13 protein-coding genes are annotated in these 20,006 nt (G+C 65.9%); 3 read left to right on the forward strand and 10 right to left on the reverse strand.

The window, feature by feature from the left end; translation table 11 throughout:
- Positions 1–7: 7 nt before the first annotated feature.
- Together ABD357_RS18715 and ABD357_RS18720 are read right to left on the reverse strand one after the other, a co-directional pair.
- The gene (locus ABD357_RS18715) at positions 8–259 is read right to left on the reverse strand and encodes a DUF397 domain-containing protein (protein ID WP_344391437.1); all 252 of its coding nucleotides are present in this window, start codon (positions 257–259) and stop codon (positions 8–10) included.
- A complete protein-coding gene (locus ABD357_RS18720; RefSeq protein WP_344391438.1) occupies positions 256–1,104 on the reverse strand; it encodes a helix-turn-helix domain-containing protein in 849 nt (282 codons plus the stop codon). Before ABD357_RS18720 ends, ABD357_RS18715 begins: the two co-directional genes overlap by 4 nt.
- A 140-nt stretch (positions 1,105–1,244) precedes the next feature.
- Here ABD357_RS18720 and ABD357_RS18725 point away from each other — a divergent pair, with 140 nt between their 5' ends.
- The 3 genes from ABD357_RS18725 to ABD357_RS18735 all read left to right on the forward strand — a co-directional run bounded on the left by ABD357_RS18725 (position 1,245) and on the right by ABD357_RS18735 (position 4,767).
- On the forward strand, positions 1,245–1,670 hold the full coding sequence (locus ABD357_RS18725) for an ATP-binding protein (RefSeq protein ID WP_344391439.1): 426 nt from the start codon (positions 1,245–1,247) through the stop codon (positions 1,668–1,670).
- Between the two features lie 89 nt (positions 1,671–1,759).
- Positions 1,760–2,569, forward strand: a complete 810-nt coding sequence (nshR, locus tag ABD357_RS18730; RefSeq protein WP_344391440.1) for an NshR/TsnR family 23S rRNA methyltransferase — start codon at positions 1,760–1,762, stop codon at positions 2,567–2,569.
- Positions 2,570–3,165: 596 nt separating this feature from the next.
- Positions 3,166–4,767 carry an alanine/glycine:cation symporter family protein gene (locus ABD357_RS18735; RefSeq protein WP_344391441.1) on the forward strand — a complete coding sequence of 534 codons (1,602 nt, stop codon included), beginning with the start codon at positions 3,166–3,168 and terminating at the stop codon, positions 4,765–4,767.
- 88 nt (positions 4,768–4,855) lie between these two features.
- Here ABD357_RS18735 and ABD357_RS18740 read toward each other — a convergent pair whose 3' ends face one another.
- The 8 genes from ABD357_RS18740 to rpoB all read right to left on the reverse strand — a co-directional run bounded on the left by ABD357_RS18740 (position 4,856) and on the right by rpoB (position 19,522).
- Positions 4,856–6,508, reverse strand: coding sequence for a PucR family transcriptional regulator (locus ABD357_RS18740; protein WP_344391442.1), 1,653 nt, complete (start codon positions 6,506–6,508; stop codon positions 4,856–4,858).
- A 202-nt stretch (positions 6,509–6,710) separates the two neighbouring features.
- Positions 6,711–7,904 carry an elongation factor Tu gene (gene tuf / locus ABD357_RS18745; RefSeq protein ID WP_033319627.1) on the reverse strand — a complete coding sequence of 398 codons (1,194 nt, stop codon included), beginning with the start codon at positions 7,902–7,904 and terminating at the stop codon, positions 6,711–6,713.
- A 153-nt stretch (positions 7,905–8,057) separates the two neighbouring features.
- Positions 8,058–10,184, reverse strand: a complete 2,127-nt coding sequence (gene fusA / locus ABD357_RS18750) for an elongation factor G (protein WP_344391443.1) — start codon at positions 10,182–10,184, stop codon at positions 8,058–8,060.
- A gap of 39 nt (positions 10,185–10,223) precedes the next feature.
- Entirely contained in the window at positions 10,224–10,694 is a 471-nt protein-coding gene (gene rpsG, locus ABD357_RS18755) for a 30S ribosomal protein S7 (RefSeq protein ID WP_009330725.1), read from the reverse strand.
- Positions 10,695–10,696: 2 nt separating this feature from the next.
- The gene (gene rpsL / locus ABD357_RS18760) at positions 10,697–11,068 is read right to left on the reverse strand and encodes a 30S ribosomal protein S12 (protein WP_003948652.1); all 372 of its coding nucleotides are present in this window, start codon (positions 11,066–11,068) and stop codon (positions 10,697–10,699) included.
- A gap of 252 nt (positions 11,069–11,320) precedes the next feature.
- Positions 11,321–11,866: a DUF1707 and DUF4190 domain-containing protein gene (locus ABD357_RS18765; protein WP_386340847.1), complete on the reverse strand. Its 546-nt coding sequence runs from the start codon at positions 11,864–11,866 to the stop codon at positions 11,321–11,323.
- 170 nt (positions 11,867–12,036) lie between these two features.
- Complete coding sequence (locus tag ABD357_RS18770) at positions 12,037–15,936, reverse strand: DNA-directed RNA polymerase subunit beta' (protein ID WP_344391445.1); 3,900 nt, start codon at positions 15,934–15,936, stop codon at positions 12,037–12,039.
- Between the two features lie 97 nt (positions 15,937–16,033).
- Entirely contained in the window at positions 16,034–19,522 is a 3,489-nt protein-coding gene (gene rpoB / locus ABD357_RS18775) for a DNA-directed RNA polymerase subunit beta (RefSeq protein WP_344391446.1), read from the reverse strand.
- Between the last annotated feature and the right edge of the window lie 484 nt (positions 19,523–20,006).

Below are 20,006 nucleotides of genomic sequence, written 5' to 3' on the forward strand. Positions count from 1 at the left end.
CAGGGCGTCAGCTCTCGGAGGTGTACGAGACGAAGTCGGCCCAGGCCGCGGGAGAGAACGCGAGGCAGGGGCCGGTGGCGTTCTTGGAGTCGCGGACGTGGATCGTGGTGGGGGTGGGGGCTATCTCGACGCAGTCGCCAGCTTCGCTGCTGCTGCTGTAGCTGCTCTTGCGCCAGTCCAGGGCTACCTCGACGCAGTCGCCGGGCTCACTGCTGCTGCTGTAGCTGCTCTTGAACCAGTGGAGTTCCGGGGCGCTCATAGTTCTCCCAGCATGCGCTCGATGAAGGCCAGCGACTCCCTCGGAGTGAGAGCCTGCGCGCGGATCATGCCATACCGCAATTCCAGGATACGAAGATCCCTGAGGTTGGAGACCGGGCGCCCGTTGAAGGCGCCTTCGGAACGTCCGACGCCTGTACCGTCCGCGAACTTCAGCACCTCGATCAGGCCCTGCATCCCAGCATGATCCTCTCGGTCGGTCGGCATGACCTGGAGCGTGACGTTCCGAAACTCCGCGATCTCCAGCATGTGTTCGAGCTGCCGACGCAACACCATCCTGCCCCCGATGGGGCGTTCCAGCGTCACCTGTTCCTGGACGAACCCAAGCATTGGGGCGGGGTCCCGGTGGTAGATCGTCTTACGGGCCATGCGCCCGGCGGTCTCCCGCTCCACCACGTCCGTCGAAGACGGGGGCTGCCGCGTCTCGAACAGAGCCTTCGCGTACTCCGGCGTCTGCAACAGCCTATGGATGTTGTGGTTGCTGTAGAGGAGGAGCTCGACCGCCCGATCCTCCAAAGCCTTCAACTCCCGTACTTTCTTGGGATATCGAGCCCTACGCATGTCCTCCATGAACCACTTGAGGCGCCCACCCGCGTTGAGGAGTTCGTCCGCCTGCTCCAGGAACTCCGGGCGCGGAATCCGAGCCCCACGCTCAATCTTGCGGATCATGTCCTCGCCGTACCCCATGGCATCGGCGAGGTCGGCCACCCGCATCCCCGTCGCCTCCCGGCAGAACTTCACCAGTCGCCCAACGGCCTCCACCAACGGCGCACTCTCATCCCCCGGTTCGAGGTCCCAGCCCGCCTCGTCCACACCCTCGCTACTCATGCCCACCCACCTCCAACGCCCACCCGTACCCGTACGACACCCAAGACAGCCGAGACAGAACGAGACAACGGAGGGACAGTCCCGGTACGCACAGGCGTCATCGCAGCTCAGCGTAGGCAACCTCCGGCACGCTGAGTCACATGAACGCCGAAACCGCTCAAGCCGCTCAAGTCCCCGCCACCGCACGCCGGTTCACCGTGCAGCTCTCCTCAACTCGGCGCGGCGCCCGCCTGGCCCGACTGCTCGCGACCGAGCAACTCCGCTCTTGGGGGCTCCCGTTGGAGGCGGCCGGCCACATCGTGGCCGAACTGGCGGCCAACGCCGCGACGCACGGCCGCATCCCCGGCCGCGACTTCCGGCTCGCGCTCTACGTGACCGGCGGCATCCTCCGTATCGAAGTGACCGACACCCGCGGAGACCGGCCGCTGCCCGACCCTCAACAGCCCAAACCGGAGGCCGAGTCCGGCCGCGGGCTCCTCCTCGTCGAGGCCCTGGCGGACCGCTGGGGCGTCACGCAGGACCTGCCCCCGCGCAAGACGGTCTGGGCCGAGTGCTCCTTGAAGTAACGCCGCGCGGCGTGAACAGCGCACGAGGTGAACGGAGCAGGCACTTTTCGTCGATATTCACCGTTACACGGCGCTGTTAGGATCGGCACATGAACGAGCTGGCCACCATCACTTCCCTTTCCGATCCCGCGATGCAGCGAATTCTCGACGTCACCAAGCCGTCGAGAACCAGCATCAAGACGGTATTGATCGAGGACACCGAACCCCTTATGCAATGCCTGGCAGCGGGGGTGGAATTCATCGAGGTGTACAGCAGCGACGGAATTCCGTTCCCTACCGAACTACTCGACCTCTGCCAGCAGCGAAATGTGCCGGTCCGCCTCGTTGAATCGTCGGTCGTCAATCAGCTGTTCAAAGGGGAGCGAAAGGCCAAGACGTTCGGCATCGCACGCGTCCCCCGGCCGGCTCGGTTCCAGGACATCGCGGAGCGCGGCGGGGACGTCGTCGTTCTCGACGGCGTGAAGATCGTCGGGAACATCGGCGCGATCGTCCGGACCTCCCTCGCGATGGGGGCCTCGGGAATCGTCCTCGTCGACAGCGATCTCACCAGCATCGCCGACCGGCGTCTGCTGAGGGCCAGCCGGGGCTATGTCTTCTCCCTTCCCGTCGTTCTCGCCAGTCGCGAGGAGGCGGCCGCCTTCGTCCACGACAGCGGAATGCCGTTGATGGCGTTCGAAGCGGGCGGTGAACTCACCGTCAAGGACCTCGGCGGCAACCAGGACCGGCTGGCCCTGTTGTTCGGCAGCGAGAAGGGCGGCCCTTCCGAACTGTTCAAGAAGACGTCCGCCACAACGGTTTCCATCCCGATGATCAATTCCACCGAGTCCCTCAATGTCTCGGTCTCGGTCGGTATCGCGCTGCACGAGCGCTTCCAAAGGAACATCGCCGTCAGCCGCTGAGCCACCGCTGAGCCGGGCGCCGGCCTCAGGTGCCGCGCCGGCGAGGAGCCGGTCGAAGACCCGGGCGACATGCTGGACGTCGATGTCCACCTTGCCGCAGGCCCTCTCCCCAGTCCTGCCATGTCGCCCAGGTCAGCTGTCCGGCGTCGAGGGCCTCGCCGACGACGGCCTCGCCGGAGCCCCGGTCCACGAACCTTTGTCGACCCGTCGGCCCACCAGGCGGCCCTCGTCGGTCGTTCCGCGGCGCCGGACGGCTCGGCGGATGTACCGGCAGACGCGCACGCAGTCGTCGTCGCCGAGTTCGCCGAGGTCGCCGCCCCCGAATCCGTCGGACGCGGAACACCACCCCGGTGTCGCTCTCACCGGACGTGAGAGGCACGGCCGCCGTCGCCCGCCGTCGACTCCCGCCACGGTGACCGTAGGTCGGGCAGACGTCAGATTGACGGCGTACTGGCTGGTTCTTTGTCCTCTTGTACCAGAACCACGCCGACCGGCTCCCCCTACCGTATGCCGAAACCCAACGGGTTTGACGGACGGATCTCCCGTTCGGGACCTGCCGGCACCGCTACGTCGACGGGCCGGCGGAAAGGATCACCATGGCTCCAGTTCAAGCACTTCAGGCTGCCCACGAAACCGTCCTCTTCCAGGCACAGGCAGCTGACGACGGCGTCCTCGGCCAGATCGAAGACAAGATCAACTCACTTTTCGACCCGCTCGCCACGGGCCTCGGTGACTTCGTCTTCGCGGAGGTCACGGTCTTCGGCACCAGCTTTCCATGGATCGTCGCCTGGCTGGTACTCGCCGGTGCGATCTTCACCGCCTATTTCGGCTTCATTCAGGTGCGGGGCGTCAAGCTGGCCCTGCAACTGCTGCGCGGCCGGTACAGCAAGGACGACGACCCGGGTGAGATCACCCATTTCCAGGCGCTGTCCTCGGCCGTGTCAGGGACCGTCGGCCTCGGCAACATCGCGGGCGTGGGCGTGGCGATCACCATCGGTGGAGCCGGTGCCACGTTCTGGATGATTCTGTGCGGCCTGCTCGGCATGGCCTCCAAGTTCGTCGAGTGCACGCTCGGCGTCCGCTACCGCGACCAGCACGCCGACGGGTCCGTCTCCGGTGGGCCGATGAAGTATCTGAGCAAGGGGCTCGCGGAACGGCTGCCCGGCTCGACCGGCAGGATCACCGGCAAGGTGTTCGCCGCCCTCGCGGCCGTCATGATCCTGTTCTTCGGCATCGGTGGCGGCAACATGTTCCAGGCCAACCAGACCGTCATCCAGATCCGCAACGTAACTGGTGGCGACGACGGTCCGTTCGGCGGCAAGGGCTCGGCCCTGATAATGGGAATCGTGCTGGCCGTCATCGTCGGAGCCGTGATCATCGGCGGCATCAAGGCGATCGGTAAGGTGACCAGCCGCTTGGTGCCGAGCATGGCGATCATCTACGTCAGTGCGTGCCTGATCGTCATCCTGTTCAACGTCACCGCCGTTCCGTCGGCCGTGGGCTCGATCTTCGAGGGGGCCTTCACCGGCGAAGGCGTGGTGGGCGGCGTGGTCGGCGCGCTGATCGTCGGCTTCACCCGTGCCGCGTTCTCCAACGAGGCCGGGCTGGGCTCCGCCCCGATCGCCCACTCCGCCGTGAAGACCAGGTACCCGGCCACCGAGGGCCTGGTGGCGCTGCTGGAGCCGTTCATCGACACGGTCGTCATCTGCACCATGACCGCGCTGACGATCGTCATCGCCGACAGCCAGGTCTGGAACGAGGCGAAGGCGCAGTACGCGGCGGACGGTACTGCCGCGGACGGTGTCACCGTCACCTCCTCGGCCTTCGAGACCGTGCTCCCGTGGTTCCCGAACATCCTCACCGTGGCCGTCGTGCTCTTCGCCATCTCGACCATGATCACCTGGTCCTACTACGGCCAGAAGGCGTGGACTCATCTGTTCGGCGAGTCGAAGACCAGCGAGCGCATCTACCAGACGATTTTCTGCCTGTTCATCGTGGTCGGCTCGGTGCTGACCTTCGGCAGCGTGCTCGCCTTCACCGACGCGGTGCTGTTCCTGCTGGCGCTGGTCAACATCGTGGGCCTCTACCTGCTCGCCCCCTACGTCAAGCGGGAACTGGCGTCGTTCCGGCAGGCGCTGCGCTCCGGCGATGTGAAGGACGAACGCGAGCCTGTGGCGGTCGCCGAGAAAGTCAGCTGACGCCTGACAGTGCCCTGCTGACGAAGCCGGCGTGCCCGTCGCACCGACGGGCACGCCGGCCCGTCGCCGACCCGGCAGGCAGACCGGCTCAATGCCCGTGCGACACGGGTATCGAGCCGGTCTGCAGCAGCAGTTGCAGGTGGGAGAACAGGCACTGGTGCGGATCGGAGAGATCGATCCCGCTGATCGCCTCAGCCCTCTTCAACCGGTAGCGCAGGGTGTTCGTGTGCAGATGCAGCAGCCGGGCCGCCGCCCTCATGTTGCACTGCGTGCCGAAATACGCGAGCACGGACGCCACGAGTCCCGAGTCGTGCTCTCTGTCGTAGCTCAGGAGAGCGGTGATCCGCGGATCCCGCAGGCGCGGGTTCTTCTCGAGCAGCGCGAGCGTGTCGCTGAGGAGGACCTCCGACCGCACGTCGGCGATGGTGGCGACGCGCCGTTCGCCCCGCCGCGTGATGATGTCGAGCACCCGGTCCGCCGCGGCCTTCGACTCGGCGATCGCGTCCAGGCTGCCGACCACCGAACCGACGGCCGCACAGACGTCGATCTGCAGGCGCTGACCGGCCACCCGTACGATCTCGGTCGCCAGAGCGGCGACCATGCCCTCGCCGGACTGCTCCGGCAGCCCGGGCAGCAGCACGTACACGCGCTCGCCGTCGCTGGTCACCAGGGACCGGCGCCGGAACGCGGCGGCGTGAACGGAGATCAGGCTCGTCATCGCCGCCCTGCGCAGCTCGAAGACCGGACGGCCGGCGTCGACGTCGGACGCGCTGCCCTTCAGGGCGAAAGCCGTGACCGCCGCCGGTTTCGCCAGGTCGGCACCGATATGGGTGGCGAACGTCCGTGGATCGATGTGCCCCTCGAGCATCCAGCTGAGCAGCGCGTCCTCTCCTTGCAGGTTCACGGGTGCCCCGGTCCTGCGCCGCACGAGCTGCAGGGCTGCCGTCCGTGCGGCGCCGATCAGCGCATTCTCCGCATGGTCGGACAGCCTGTCCTTGCCCTCCTGGACCCAGATGGAGCCCAGCAACTGCTCGTCGACGCGGATCCCGATCGCAAGTCGCCGCCTGATCCCCCGCTCCGGATGTTCCTCGACGTGCACCACGTCGTCCCCGGTGCGCAGTCGCTCGTACACACCCCACTGCCGCAGCAGCTCCAGATAGTGGGCAGGGCCCTGCCAGCCCAGGATCGAACGCCGACGCAGCTCGTCCACCTCGTCGTCCGAGCGGGAGTAGGCCAGCACGCGATTGGCGCTGTCCTCGATACTGACGATGCCACCAGTGAGGGCGGCGACCGTCTCGGCCAGGGCGAAAAGGTCAGCGGGTTCGCCGGCCTCCGGGGACCGGGCCACGCGCGCGTCGGCAATCACACCTCTGGCCAGGGAGTCGATCTGCGCCCAGCGTGCCTCCGGGCGTACGCCGAGAATGACGGCACCCGTGTCGGCGGCGGCCTGTTTCAGGGCCTCACGATCGCCGTCCTGGTCCAGCTTGACGGCCACGGCCGCGGCGCCCTGCCGGGCTGCCGCACGTGCCAGGTGGAGCGCCCTGTGGCCCCGCGCACCGATCACCAGGACGAGGTCCTCTCGGTACGTATCCGAGTCGTCGTCCGCATCCAGGATGACCACTTCGTTGATCTCGACGTCGAGACCTGCGGGCGCCGCGACCAGGTCGACCACCGGCTCGCCGAGCGCAAGCAGTAGCTGTCGTATGCCCGCACCGGCGGGTCTGCCCGTCTCCTCCACCATGAGCACCCGTTCTGCTCGCGAAGCGGATTCACCGGGGATGTCCGAGCGAAGCCTGGAGCGATGGTCGATTTCGATCAATGACAGTACAAACATACAAACCGGGCGCGACTGCGGGAAGGGCACGAAGAGGGCCCGTACGACCGAAGTCGTACGGGCCCCTTCAAGGAGCTCGCGAGGAGCTACCAGGTCAAGCGATCAGCAATTACTTGTTGATCTTGGTGACCTGGCCGGCGCCCACGGTCCGGCCACCCTCACGGATGGCGAACTTCAGGCCCTCCTCCATGGCGACGGGCTGGATGAGCTCGACCTTCATCTCAGTGTTGTCGCCCGGCATGACCATCTCCGTGCCCTCGGGGAGGGTCACAACACCGGTCACGTCAGTCGTACGGAAGTAGAACTGCGGACGGTAGTTGTTGAAGAACGGCGTGTGGCGGCCACCCTCGTCCTTGGACAGGATGTACGCCTGCGCCTCGAACTCGGTGTGCGGGGTGACAGAGCCCGGCTTGATGATGACCTGGCCGCGCTCGACGTCCTCGCGCTTGATGCCACGAAGCAGCAGACCGACGTTCTCACCGGCCTGACCCTCGTCGAGCAGCTTGCGGAACATCTCGATGCCGGTGACCGTGGTGGTGGTCTTCTCCTGCTTGATGCCCACGATGTCAACGGTCTCGTTGACCTTGAGGACACCGCGCTCGATGCGACCGGTGACGACGGTGCCACGACCGGTGATCGTGAAGACGTCCTCGATCGGCATCAGGAACGGCTTGTCGACGTCACGCTCGGGCTGCGGGATCGCCTCGTCGACGGCCTTCATCAGCTCGAGGACGGAGTTGCCCCACTCCTTGTCGCCCTCGAGGGCCTTGAGCGCCGAGACCTTGACGACCGGCAGGTCGTCGCCCGGGAACTCGTACTCGGAGAGCAGCTCACGGACCTCGAGCTCGACGAGCTCCAGGATCTCCTCGTCGTCCACCATGTCGGCCTTGTTCAGGGCGACGACGATGTAGGGGACGCCGACCTGGCGGGCCAGGAGCACGTGCTCCTTGGTCTGCGGCATCGGGCCGTCGGTGGCGGCGACCACGAGGATGGCGCCGTCCATCTGCGCCGCACCCGTGATCATGTTCTTGATGTAGTCCGCGTGACCGGGGCAGTCGACGTGCGCGTAGTGACGCGTCTCCGTCTGGTACTCGACGTGCGCGATGGAGATGGTGATACCGCGCTGGCGCTCCTCAGGAGCCTTGTCGATCTGGTCGAAGGCCGAGGCCTCGTTCAGGTCCGGGTACGCGTCGTGCAGCACCTTGGTAATGGCGGCCGTGAGGGTCGTCTTACCGTGGTCGATGTGACCGATGGTGCCGATGTTGACGTGCGGCTTAGTCCGCTCGAACTTCGCCTTCGCCACTGGGGTCCTCCTGTGGAGTGGTTCTGTACGCCTTACTCATCGGCGCCAGGTGATCTTTGCTGGAAAGCCGGGGCCCGGGGCACTCCAGCCACGATGGTGACGGAATGCCCCAGCAAGCTCCGGAGTCAAGCCTAAAGCGTGAACTCGGGTGAGTTACTCGCCCTTGGCCTTCGCGATGATCTCCTCGGCGACGTTCCGGGGAACCTCGGCGTAGGAGTCGAACTGCATCGAGTAGCTCGCGCGACCCGATGTCTTGCTGCGGAGGTCGCCGACGTAGCCGAACATCTCCGACAGCGGAACCAGGCCCTTCACGACGCGGGCACCGGCACGCTCCTCCATGGCCTCGATCTGACCACGTCGGGAGTTGATGTCACCGATGACCTCGCCCATGTAGTCCTCGGGCGTGGTGACCTCTACGGCCATCATCGGCTCGAGCAGCACGGGGCTGGCCTTGCGCGCGGCCTCCTTGAAGGCCTGCGAACCGGCGATCTTGAACGCGAGCTCGGAGGAGTCGACCTCGTGGTAGGCGCCGTCGATGAGCGTGACGCGAACGCCCGTCATCTCGTAGCCGGCGAGGATGCCGAACTGCATGGCCTCCTGGCAGCCGGCGTCGACCGAAGGGATGTACTCCTTCGGGATGCGACCACCGGTCACCTTGTTCACGAACTCGTAGCTGGCGTCGCCGCCCTCGATCGGCTCGATCGCGATCTGCACCTTGGCGAACTGGCCGGTACCGCCAGTCTGCTTCTTGTGCGTGTAGTCGACACGCTCGACGGCCTTGCGGATCGTCTCGCGGTAGGCCACCTGCGGCTTGCCGACGTTGGCCTCGACCTTGAACTCGCGCTTCATGCGGTCGACCAGCACCTCGAGGTGCAGCTCGCCCATGCCGCCGATGATGGTCTGGCCGGTCTCCTCGTCCGAGTGGACCTGGAAGGAGGGGTCCTCCTCCGCGAGACGCTGGATGGCGACACCCAGCTTCTCCTGGTCACCCTTGGACTTGGGCTCGATGGCGACCTGGATGACCGGCGCCGGGAAGTCCATGGACTCCAGGATCACCGGCTGCTTGTCGTCGCACAGCGTCTCACCGGTCGTGGTCTGCTTCAGGCCCATCACAGCGACGATGTCGCCGGCGCCCACCGCCGCGATCTCCTCACGCTTGTTCGCGTGCATACGGTAGATCTTGCCGATGCGCTCCTTCTTGCCCTTGACCGGGTTCAGCACCGCGGTGCCGGTCTCCAGGCGGCCCGAGTAAACCCGGACGAAGGTGAGCTTGCCGAGGTGCGGGTCGCTCATGATCTTGAACGCAAGGGCGGACAGCGGCTCGTCCTCGGACGGCTTGCGCTTGACGACCAGCTCCGGGTCCTTGACGTCGTGGCCCTCGATGGCCTCGACGTCGAGCGGAGTCGGGAGGTAGCGCACGACCGCGTCGAGCAGGGGCTGGACGCCCTTGTTCTTGAACGCGGTGCCGCAGAACACCGGGGTGACCGTGGTGTCGTTGGACTTGCCGGACGCGATGGTGATGCGACGGATCGCGGCGTACAGCTGCTCCTCGGTGGGCTCCTCGCCCTCCAGGTACAGCTCCATGATCTCTTCGTCGTTCTCCGCGACGGCCTCGAGCAGCTTGCCGCGCCACTCCTCGGCGGCCTCGGCGTGCGTGGCCGGGATGTCGACGGTGTCGTACATCTCGCCCTTCGCCGCCTCGGCGGACCACACGAGCGCCTTCATGCGGACCAGGTCCACTACGCCCTTGAAGTCGGCCTCGGCACCGATCGGCAGCTGCATGACGAGCGGCTGGGCACCCAGACGGTCCGAGATCATGTCCACACAGCGGTGGAACTCGGCGCCGGTACGGTCCAGCTTGTTGACGAAGCAGATGCGCGGCACGCCGTAACGGTCGGCCTGACGCCACACCGTCTCGGACTGCGGCTCGACACCGGCGACACCGTCGAACACCGTCACGGCACCGTCGAGCACGCGCAGCGAGCGCTCCACCTCGACGGTGAAGTCGACGTGACCCGGGGTGTCGATGATGTTGATGGTGTAGTCGTCGTTGTCCAGCGGCCAGTGACAGGTGGTAGCAGCGGAGGTGATCGTGATGCCACGCTCCTGCTCCTGCTCCATCCAGTCCATGGTGGCAGCGCCGTCGTGGACCTCACCGATCTTGTAGGAGACGCCGGTGTAGAACAGGATCCGCTCGGTGGTGGTCGTCTTGCCCGCGTCGATGTGGGCCATGATCCCGATGTTCCGGACCCTGGCCAGGTCAAGTGAAGTGGTAGCCATAAGGCTTCAGTCTTCTCTCGGTCTCGATGTGGGTAGCGACTACCAGCGGTAGTGCGCGAAGGCCTTGTTGGACTCGGCCATCTTGTGGGTGTCCTCGCGCTTCTTCACGGCCGCGCCGAGGCCGTTCGAAGCGTCGAGAAGCTCGTTGAGCAGACGCTCGGTCATGGTCTTCTCGCGACGGGCGCGGGAGTAACCGACCAGCCAGCGCAGCGCCAGGGTGTTGGCGCGGCCGGGCTTGACCTCGACCGGCACCTGGTACGTGGCGCCACCGACACGGCGGGACTTGACCTCGAGGGTCGGCTTGATGTTCTCGAGAGCGCGCTTCAGCGTGATGACCGGGTCGTTGCCGGTCTTGTCGCGCAGGCCCTCCATGGCGCCGTAGACGATGCGCTCGGCGGTGGAGCGCTTGCCGTTCAGCAGCACCTTGTTGATGAGCGACGTGACCAGAGGAGAACCGTAGACCGGGTCGATGATGACCGGGCGCTTCGGGGCGGGGCCCTTACGAGGCATTCTTACTTCTCCTTCTTGGCGCCGTAGCGAGAGCGGGCCTGCTTGCGGTTCTTGACACCCTGGGTGTCGAGGGAGCCACGGATGATCTTGTAACGAACACCCGGCAGGTCCTTCACACGGCCGCCGCGCACGAGCACGATGGAGTGCTCCTGCAGGTTGTGTCCCTCACCCGGAATGTAAGCGGTGACTTCGATCCCGCTGGTCAGACGCACACGCGCGACCTTACGCAGGGCCGAGTTCGGCTTCTTCGGGGTGGTCGTGAACACACGCGTGCAGACGCCGCGACGCTGAGGGGAACCCTCGAGTGCGGGCGTCTTGTTCTTCTCGACCTTGTCCTGCCGGCCCTTGCGGACCAGCTGCTGGATCGTAGGCACTACTTCTCCGGTTTCTGTGTGCCGATGGTGAAGCTAACCTGGAACGTTGCCGACCCACGCGGTCGGGTGTGTCGAATGCTGCAGACTCCCACCGGAAGGCAGAAAGGGCGCAGATTACGGTGGCCGGTGAAGGATCCCGTTGCGGTCTGAAGGCACGCACGGGAGCCAGGGCACACCCCAGGCACAAGGTCTGAGCGTACCTACCTCATACGCTGCGGTCAAAACAAATGGGCGCCGCCCAGAACCTGGTCGTCAGGCGCCCGAGGCAGAGGCCACGAGCAGGAGCATCAGGAACAGGGCCCAGCCCGCGACGGACAGCCAGCCGAGGATCAGTCCGGCCATCGCGAAGCCCTCGCCGCCCTCGCCGGTGCGGCGTATCTCGGTGCGTGCCGTATGCCCCAGGATCACGGCGGGCAGGCCGGTGATACCGAAGGTCATCGTGGTGAGCACGCCACAGACCATGGAGCCGACCGCCTTGCCGTTGGTGGGCGGCGGCGGTGCGGGCAGGAACGTCCTCGGCACCGGCGCCGAGGCAGCCATGGGCACCGGCATGGGGCCCTGCGGCAGGTCGGCGACGAGCAGGGCCAGCTCGCCGACTGTACGGGCCTCGTAGGCCCTCGCGATCCGCTTCTCGAGCTCCGCCTGCTGCAGGCGTCCCTCACCGAAGCCGGCTCTGAGCACGTCGACGGCGCGCTCCCGGTCTGCGTGGGAGGCGAGCATCGACGAACTGCTCTGACCCTGCCACGGCTGCGGGCTGTTGCCGCCCTGCCACGGCTGCCACTGCGATGGGTACGACACGGACACCTCCCCCGGGGCTGAATGCCTCCATCATCCTCTAACGCGCCAATATCGGCATCGGTTCCCTGGCCCGCTTTTTCATTTCCGTAAAGGCACGCAGGACGCGGCACGCCGAAGGGCGGCCACCCCGTACGAAACGGAGTGACCGCCCCTCAACTCAAGCTGCTCGCTTACTGGTTGTACGGACCGTAGTCGTAGTCCTCCAGCGGAACGGCCTGGCCGGAGCCCGTGCCGAACGGCGAGTAGTCGATGTCGTCGTAGCCCACGGCCGAGTACATCGCGGCCTTGGCCTCCTCGGTCGGCTCGACCCGGATGTTGCGGTAGCGGGACAGGCCCGTACCGGCCGGGATGAGCTTACCGATGATGACGTTCTCCTTGAGGCCGATCAGGGAGTCGGACTTGGCGTTGATCGCCGCGTCCGTCAGAACCCTGGTCGTCTCCTGGAAGGACGCCGCCGACAGCCACGACTCGGTCGCCAGCGAGGCCTTGGTGATACCCATCAGCTGCGGACGGCCGGAGGCCGGGTGGCCGCCTTCCTGCACCACACGACGGTTCTCGGTCTCGAACTTCGAGCGCTCCACGAGCTCGCCGGGCAGCAGCTCGGCGTCGCCGGACTCGATGATCGTCACCCGGCGCAGCATCTGCCGGATGATGATCTCGATGTGCTTGTCGTGGATCGACACACCCTGCGAGTTGTAGACCTTCTGCACCTCGCCGACCAGGTGGACCTGAACGGCCCGCTGGCCGAGGATGCGCAGCACGTCGTGCGGGTTGGTGGCACCGTAGGTGAGCTTCTGGCCCACCTCGACGTGGTCGCCCTCGCGCACCTGGAGCTTGGCGCGCTTCGAGATCGGGTACGCCGTCTCGTCGCTGCCGTCGTCCGGGGTCACGACGAGCTTCTTGGTCTTCTCGGTCTCCTCGATCCGTACGCGGCCGGAGGCCTCGGAGATCGGGGCGACACCCTTCGGCGTACGAGCCTCGAAGAGCTCGACGACACGGGGCAGACCCTGGGTGATGTCGTCACCGGCCACACCACCGGTGTGGAAGGTACGCATCGTCAGCTGCGTACCGGGCTCACCGATGGACTGGGCGGCGATGATGCCGACCGCCTCACCGATGTCGACCAGCTTGCCGGTGGCCAGCGAACGGCCGTAGCACATGGCGCAGGTGCCGACGGCGGACTCACAGGTCAGAACCGAACGGGTCTTGACCTCCGAGACGCCGTGCTTCACCAACTCGTCGATGAGGACGTCACCCAGGTCGGTGTTGGCGGGGGCCAGCACCTTGCCGTCGGCGACGATGTCCTCGGCCAGCGCACGTGCGTACACGGACGTCTCGACGTTGTCCGCCTTGACCAGGTTGCCCGCCGCGTCCCGGTCCGCGATCTGCAGCCGGAGGCCACGGTCGGTGCCGCAGTCCTCCTCGCGGATGATGACGTCCTGGGAGACGTCGACCAGACGACGGGTGAGGTAACCCGAGTCGGCGGTACGCAGAGCGGTGTCCGCCAGACCCTTACGGGCACCGTGCGTGGAGATGAAGTACTCCAGCACGGAGAGACCCTCACGGAACGACGCCTTGATGGGCCGCGGGATGGTCTCGTTCTTGGCGTTCGACACCAGACCGCGCATACCGGCGATCTGACGCATCTGCATCATGTTCCCTCGGGCGCCCGAGTTCACCATCATGAAGATCGGGTTGGTCTTCGGGAAGTTGTCGTTCATCGCCTCGGCAACCTCGTTGGTCGCCTTGGTCCAGATCGCGATGAGCTCCTGCGTGCGCTCGTCCTTGGTGATCAGACCGCGCTCGTACTGCTTCTGGACCTTCTCGTCCTGCGCCTCGTACCCCTTGACGATCTCCTTCTTCGCCTCGGGAACGACGACGTCGGAGATGGCCACGGTGACGCCGGAACGGGTCGCCCAGTAGAAGCCGGCCGCCTTCAGGTTGTCGAGCGTCGCCGCCACGATGACCTTCGGGTAGCGCTCGGCGAGGTCGTTGACGATCTCGGAGAGCTGCTTCTTGCCGACCTCGTAGTCGACGAACGGGTAGTCCTCGGGCAGCAGCTCGTTGAAGAGCGCACGGCCGAGCGTGGTCTTCAGACGGAAGCTGTCACCCTGCTGCCACTCCGGCTCACCCTCTTCCCGCGCCGGCGGGGTCCACCCGCGGGGCGGGATGGTGCCGACGGGGAAGCGGATGTCGACCCTCGACTGGAGCGAGAGCTCGCCCGCGTCGAACGCCATGATCGCCTCGGCGGCGGAGCCGAAGGACCGGCCCTCGCCCTTGACGTCCCGCATCTCGCCGTCGGTGGTGAGGAAGAACAGACCGAGGACCATGTCCTGGGTCGGCATCGTCACCGGACGGCCGTCGGCAGGCTTGAGGATGTTGTTCGAGGACAGCATCAGGATGCGGGCCTCGGCCTGCGCCTCCGCGGACAGCGGCAGGTGCACGGCCATCTGGTCACCGTCGAAGTCCGCGTTGAACGCGGTGCAGACGAGCGGGTGGATCTGGATGGCCTTGCCTTCGACCAGCTGCGGCTCGAAGGCCTGGATGCCGAGGCGGTGCAGGGTGGGCGCACGGTTCAGCAGAACCGGGTGCTCCGCGATGACCTCTTCGAGGACGTCGTACACGACCGTGCGGCCGCGCTCCACCATGCGCTTCGCGCTCTTGATGTTCTGCGCGTGGTTCAGGTCGACCAGGCGCTTCATCACGAACGGCTTGAAGAGCTCCAGCGCCATCGCCTTCGGCAGACCGCACTGGTGCAGCTTCAGCTGCGGACCGACGACGATCACGGAACGCGCCGAGTAGTCGACTCGCTTACCGAGCAGGTTCTGCCGGAAGCGACCCTGCTTGCCCTTCAGCATGTCGCTGAGGGACTTCAGGGGACGGTTGCCGGGACCGGTCACCGGGCGACCGCGACGGCCGTTGTCGAACAGCGCGTCGACGGCCTCCTGAAGCATGCGCTTCTCGTTGTTCACGATGATCTCGGGAGCACCAAGATCCAGAAGCCGCTTCAGACGGTTGTTGCGGTTGATGACACGGCGGTACAGGTCGTTCAGGTCGGAGGTCGCGAAGCGGCCGCCGTCCAGCTGCACCATCGGACGCAGGTCCGGCGGGATGACCGGGACGCAGTCGAGGACCATGCCCTTGGGGCTGTTGGAGGTCTGCAGGAACGCAGACACGACCTTCAGCCGCTTCAGAGCACGGGTCTTCTTCTGGCCCTTACCCGTACGGATGATCTCGCGGAGGCGCTCGGCCTCCTCCTCCAGGTCGAAGGACTCCAGGCGCTTCTGCAGGGCAGCCGCACCCATGGAGCCGTCGAAGTACGTGCCGAAGCGGTCACGCAGCTCGCGGTAGAGGAGCTCGTCACCCTCCAGGTCCTGGACCTTGAGGTTCTTGAAGCGGGTCCACACCTCGTCGAGACGGTCGATCTCGCGCTGCGCACGGTCACGCAGCTGCTTCATCTCCCGCTCGGCACCTTCGCGCACCTTGCGGCGAACGTCGGCTTTGGCGCCCTCGGCCTCGAGCTCGGCCAGGTCGGTCTCGAGCTTCTTGGCGCGGGCCTCGAGGTCGGCGTCGCGACGGTTCTCGACCTGCTGACGCTCCACGGAGACATGCGCCTCCAGGGAGGGCAGATCGCGCGTACGGCGCTCCTCGTCCACGTACGTGATCATGTACGCGGCGAAGTAGATGACCTTCTCGAGGTCCTTCGGAGCGAGGTCGAGCAGGTAGCCGAGGCGCGACGGAACGCCCTTGAAGTACCAGATGTGGGTGACGGGAGCGGCCAGTTCGATGTGGCCCATCCGCTCACGACGCACCTTGGCGCGAGTGACCTCGACGCCGCAGCGCTCGCAGATGATGCCCTTGAAGCGGACACGCTTGTACTTGCCGCAGTAGCACTCCCAGTCCCGGGTAGGACCGAAGATCTTCTCGCAGAAGAGTCCGTCCTTCTCGGGCTTGAGGGTGCGGTAGTTGATGGTCTCCGGCTTCTTGACCTCACCGTGGGACCACTGACGAATGTCGTCAGCGGTAGCGAGGCCGATCCGCAGCTCGTCGAAGAAGTTGACGTCGAGCACTGGTCGTCAATCCCTCTTTCGGGGTCGATTCTTCACTGGTCTGACTGGGGTCCGGGGTTAGCCGGGGCTCTTGTTCAGGGAGCCCCGGCCAGACCCGTCAGACCTCTTCGACGCTGCTCGGCTCACGCCGGGACAGGTCGATACCGAGCTCCTCCGCGGCGCGGAAGACGTCCTCGTCCGTGTCGCGCATCTCGATGGACATACCGTCCGAGGACAGCACCTCCACATTGAGGCAGAGCGACTGCATCTCCTTGATGAGCACCTTGAAGGACTCGGGGATGCCGGGCTCGGGGATGTTCTCGCCCTTGACGATGGCCTCGTAGACCTTCACGCGGCCGGTGACGTCGTCGGACTTGATGGTCAGCAGTTCCTGGAGGGCGTAAGCGGCGCCATAAGCCTCCAGCGCCCACACCTCCATCTCGCCGAACCGCTGGCCACCGAACTGGGCCTTACCACCCAGCGGCTGCTGGGTGATCATCGAGTACGGACCGGTCGAGCGGGCGTGGAGCTTGTCGTCGACCAGGTGGTGGAGCTTGAGGATGTACATGTAGCCGACCGAGATCGGCTCCGGGAACGGCTCGCCGGAGCGGCCGTCGAACAGCCGCGCCTTGCCGGACGGGAGGACCATGCGGTCGCCGTCGCGGTTCGGAACGGTGTGCTCCAGCAGACCGGCCAGCTCGTCCTCGCGGGCACCGTCGAAGACCGGGGTCGCCACGTTCGTACGCGGGTCGACCTGGTCGGCGCCGATGACCTGGAGGCGCTGAGCCCACTCGTCTGCGAGTCCGGAGACGTCCCAGCCCTGGCTGGCGAGCCAGCCGAGGTGGATCTCCAGAACCTGTCCCGGGTTCATTCGGGACGGCACACCCAGCGGGTTGAGGATGATGTCGACCGGGGTGCCGTCCTCCAGGAACGGCATGTCCTCGATCGGCAGAATCTTGGAGATGACACCCTTGTTGCCGTGGCGGCCGGCGAGCTTGTCACCGTCGGTGATCTTGCGCTTCTGCGCCACGTACACGCGCACCAGCTGGTTCACACCGGGGGGCAGCTCGTCGCCCTCCTCGCGGTCGAAGACGCGTACGCCGATGACCTTGCCGGTCTCGCCGTGCGGCACCTTCAGCGAGGTGTCACGGACCTCACGGGCCTTCTCACCGAAGATCGCGCGCAGCAGGCGCTCCTCCGGCGTCAGCTCGGTCTCACCCTTGGGGGTCACCTTGCCGACGAGGATGTCGCCCGCGATGACCTCGGCGCCGATGCGGATGATGCCGCGCTCGTCGAGGTCGGCCAGGACCTCCTCGGAGACGTTCGGGATGTCCCGGGTGATCTCCTCGGGGCCGAGCTTGGTGTCACGGGCGTCGACCTCATGCTCCTCAATGTGGATCGAGGAGAGGACGTCGTCCTGCACGAGGCGCTGCGACAGGATGATCGCGTCCTCGTAGTTGTGACCCTCCCAGGGCATGAAGGCGACGAGCAGGTTCTTGCCCAGCGCCATCTCGCCTTCCTGGGTGGCGGGACCGTCGGCGAGCACCTGGCTCTCGACGACCCGGTCGCCCTCGTGGACGATGACCTTCTGGTTGACCGAGGTGCCCTGGTTGGAACGGGAGAACTTGGCAACCCGGTACGTGGTGTACGTGCCGTCGTCGTTGGCCACGGTGACGTAGTCCGCGGAGACCTCCTGGACCACGCCCGCCTTCTCGGCCTTGATGACGTCACCGGCGTCGACGGCGCAGCGGTACTCCATGCCCGTACCGACGAGGGGGGCCTCGGCGGTGATCAGCGGCACGGCCTGACGCATCATGTTCGCGCCCATGAGGGCACGGTTGGCGTCGTCGTGCTCGAGGAACGGGATCATGGCGGTCGCGACCGACACCATCTGGCGCGGGGAGACATCCATGTAGTCCACGTCGTCACCGGGGACGTAGTCGACCTCGCCACCACGGCGGCGAACCAGCACGCGGGACTCCTCGAACCGCATGTCGTCCGACAGCGGCGCGTTGGCCTGCGCGATGACGAAGCGGTCCTCCTCGTCGGCGGTCAGGTAGTCGACCTCGTCGGTGACGACACCGCCGGTGACCCGGCGGTACGGCGTCTCGACGAAGCCGAACGCGTTGACCCGGCCGTACGAGGCGAGCGAGCCGATCAGGCCGATGTTCGGGCCTTCAGGGGTCTCGATCGGGCACATGCGGCCGTAGTGCGAGGGGTGCACGTCACGGACCTCGAAGCCGGCCCGCTCACGGGAGAGACCACCCGGGCCAAGAGCCGACAGACGGCGCTTGTGGGTGAGACCCGACAACGGGTTGTTCTGGTCCATGAACTGCGACAGCTGGCTGGTGCCGAAGAACTCCTTGATGGAGGCGACGACCGGCCGGATGTTGATCAGCGTCTGCGGCGTGATCGCCTCGACGTCCTGAGTCGTCATGCGCTCACGCACGACGCGCTCCATACGCGCCAGACCCGTACGGACCTGGTTCTGGATGAGCTCGCCGACGTTGCGCAGACGACGGTTGCCGAAGTGGTCGATGTCGTCGGTCTCGACGACGATCGAGGTCCCGCTGTCGCCCATGACGGTCTCGGTCTCACCGGCGTGCAGCTTCACCAGGTACTTGATCGTCGAGATGATGTCCTCGACGGTCAGGATGCCGGCGTCCAGCGGGGCGTCGCCGCCCAGCTTCTTGTTGACCTTGTAGCGGCCGACCTTGGCGAGGTCGTAACGCTTGGGGTTGAAGTAGAGGTTCTCGAGCAGCGTCTGCGCGGCCTCACGGGTCGGGGGCTCGCCCGGACGCAGCTTGCGGTAGATGTCGAGCAGCGCGTCGTCCTGGCCCTGGGTGTGGTCCTTCTCCAGGGTGGCGCGCATGGATTCGTACTCGCCGAACTCCTCGAGGATCTGCTCGGTCGTCCAACCGAGAGCCTTGAGCAGAACGGTCACAGACTGCTTGCGCTTACGGTCGATGCGTACGCCGACCATGTCGCGCTTGTCGATCTCCATCTCCAACCAGGCACCCCGGGACGGGATGACCTTCGCGGAGAAGATGTCCTTGTCGGACGTCTTGTCGATGGAGGAGTCGAAGTAGACACCCGGCGAACGGACCAGCTGCGACACCACGACACGCTCGGTGCCGTTGATGACGAAGGTGCCCTTGTTCGTCATGAGCGGGAAATCGCCCATGAAGACGGTCTGAGACTTGATCTCGCCGGTCTCGTTGTTGGTGAACTCAGCGGTGACGAAGAGCGGGGCGGCGTACGTGAAGTCGCGCTCCTTGCACTCGTCGATGGAGTTCTTCGGAGGCTCGAAACGGTGGTCGCGGAAAGTCAGCGACATCGACCCGGAGAAGTCCTCGATCGGAGAGATCTCCTCGAAGATCTCCTCCAGGCCGGACTTGGTGGGGACGTCCTGACCGGACTCCAGAGCCGCCTCGACCCGACTCTGCCAGGCGGTGTTCCCGAGCAGCCAGTCAAAGCTCTCGGTCTGCAGCGCGAGCAGGTTGGGAACCTCGAGGGGCTCCTTGATCTTTGCAAAGGAGATGCGCAGCGGGGCAGTGCTGGCGCCGTTGTTCGTATTCGCGGTCGAGGCAGTGCGCGAGGCGGCCAAGAGGGGGTCCTTCCGAGGGCTCGGACTCACTACGCGCGTACCGGTCCCAAGCCGGACACAGAGACAGACGTTTCCTGAATCAGCCCAGAAGGCCAGGTCAGAACCGTTTCAATCCACTGTGCTCAAGCGAGGGCATGCCCCTGGTGACGGGCAGGAGGCAGCTAACAGGCAGCGCAAAGGGTCAGTGTAGCCACTAGGCCCACTGATGTCCAGTGCGGGTTTTTGAAGACCCTCGTTGTTCTCAACCCCTGCTGCAAGCCACGCCCTCAATGCACATCGATACTTCCCTCTTCGCCGTCGATCCATGCCTCGGATTCGGATCGTTGTGACGACGCGTCCTGAGAATTGCGCGCTGCGTGCGGTTCGTCAAGGCCCCCATGCCCAAACCGGGTGCTGCGATCGTCACTTGCAGCCCGGTCTGCTGCCCGTCACCGAGGCGGCGGGAGGCACAACGAAGATCACCATACTCAACGCGACCTCCAGC

It is taken from the genome of Streptomyces vastus (genome assembly GCF_039532825.1).
GTDB lineage: Bacteria > Actinomycetota > Actinomycetes > Streptomycetales > Streptomycetaceae > Streptomyces > Streptomyces vastus.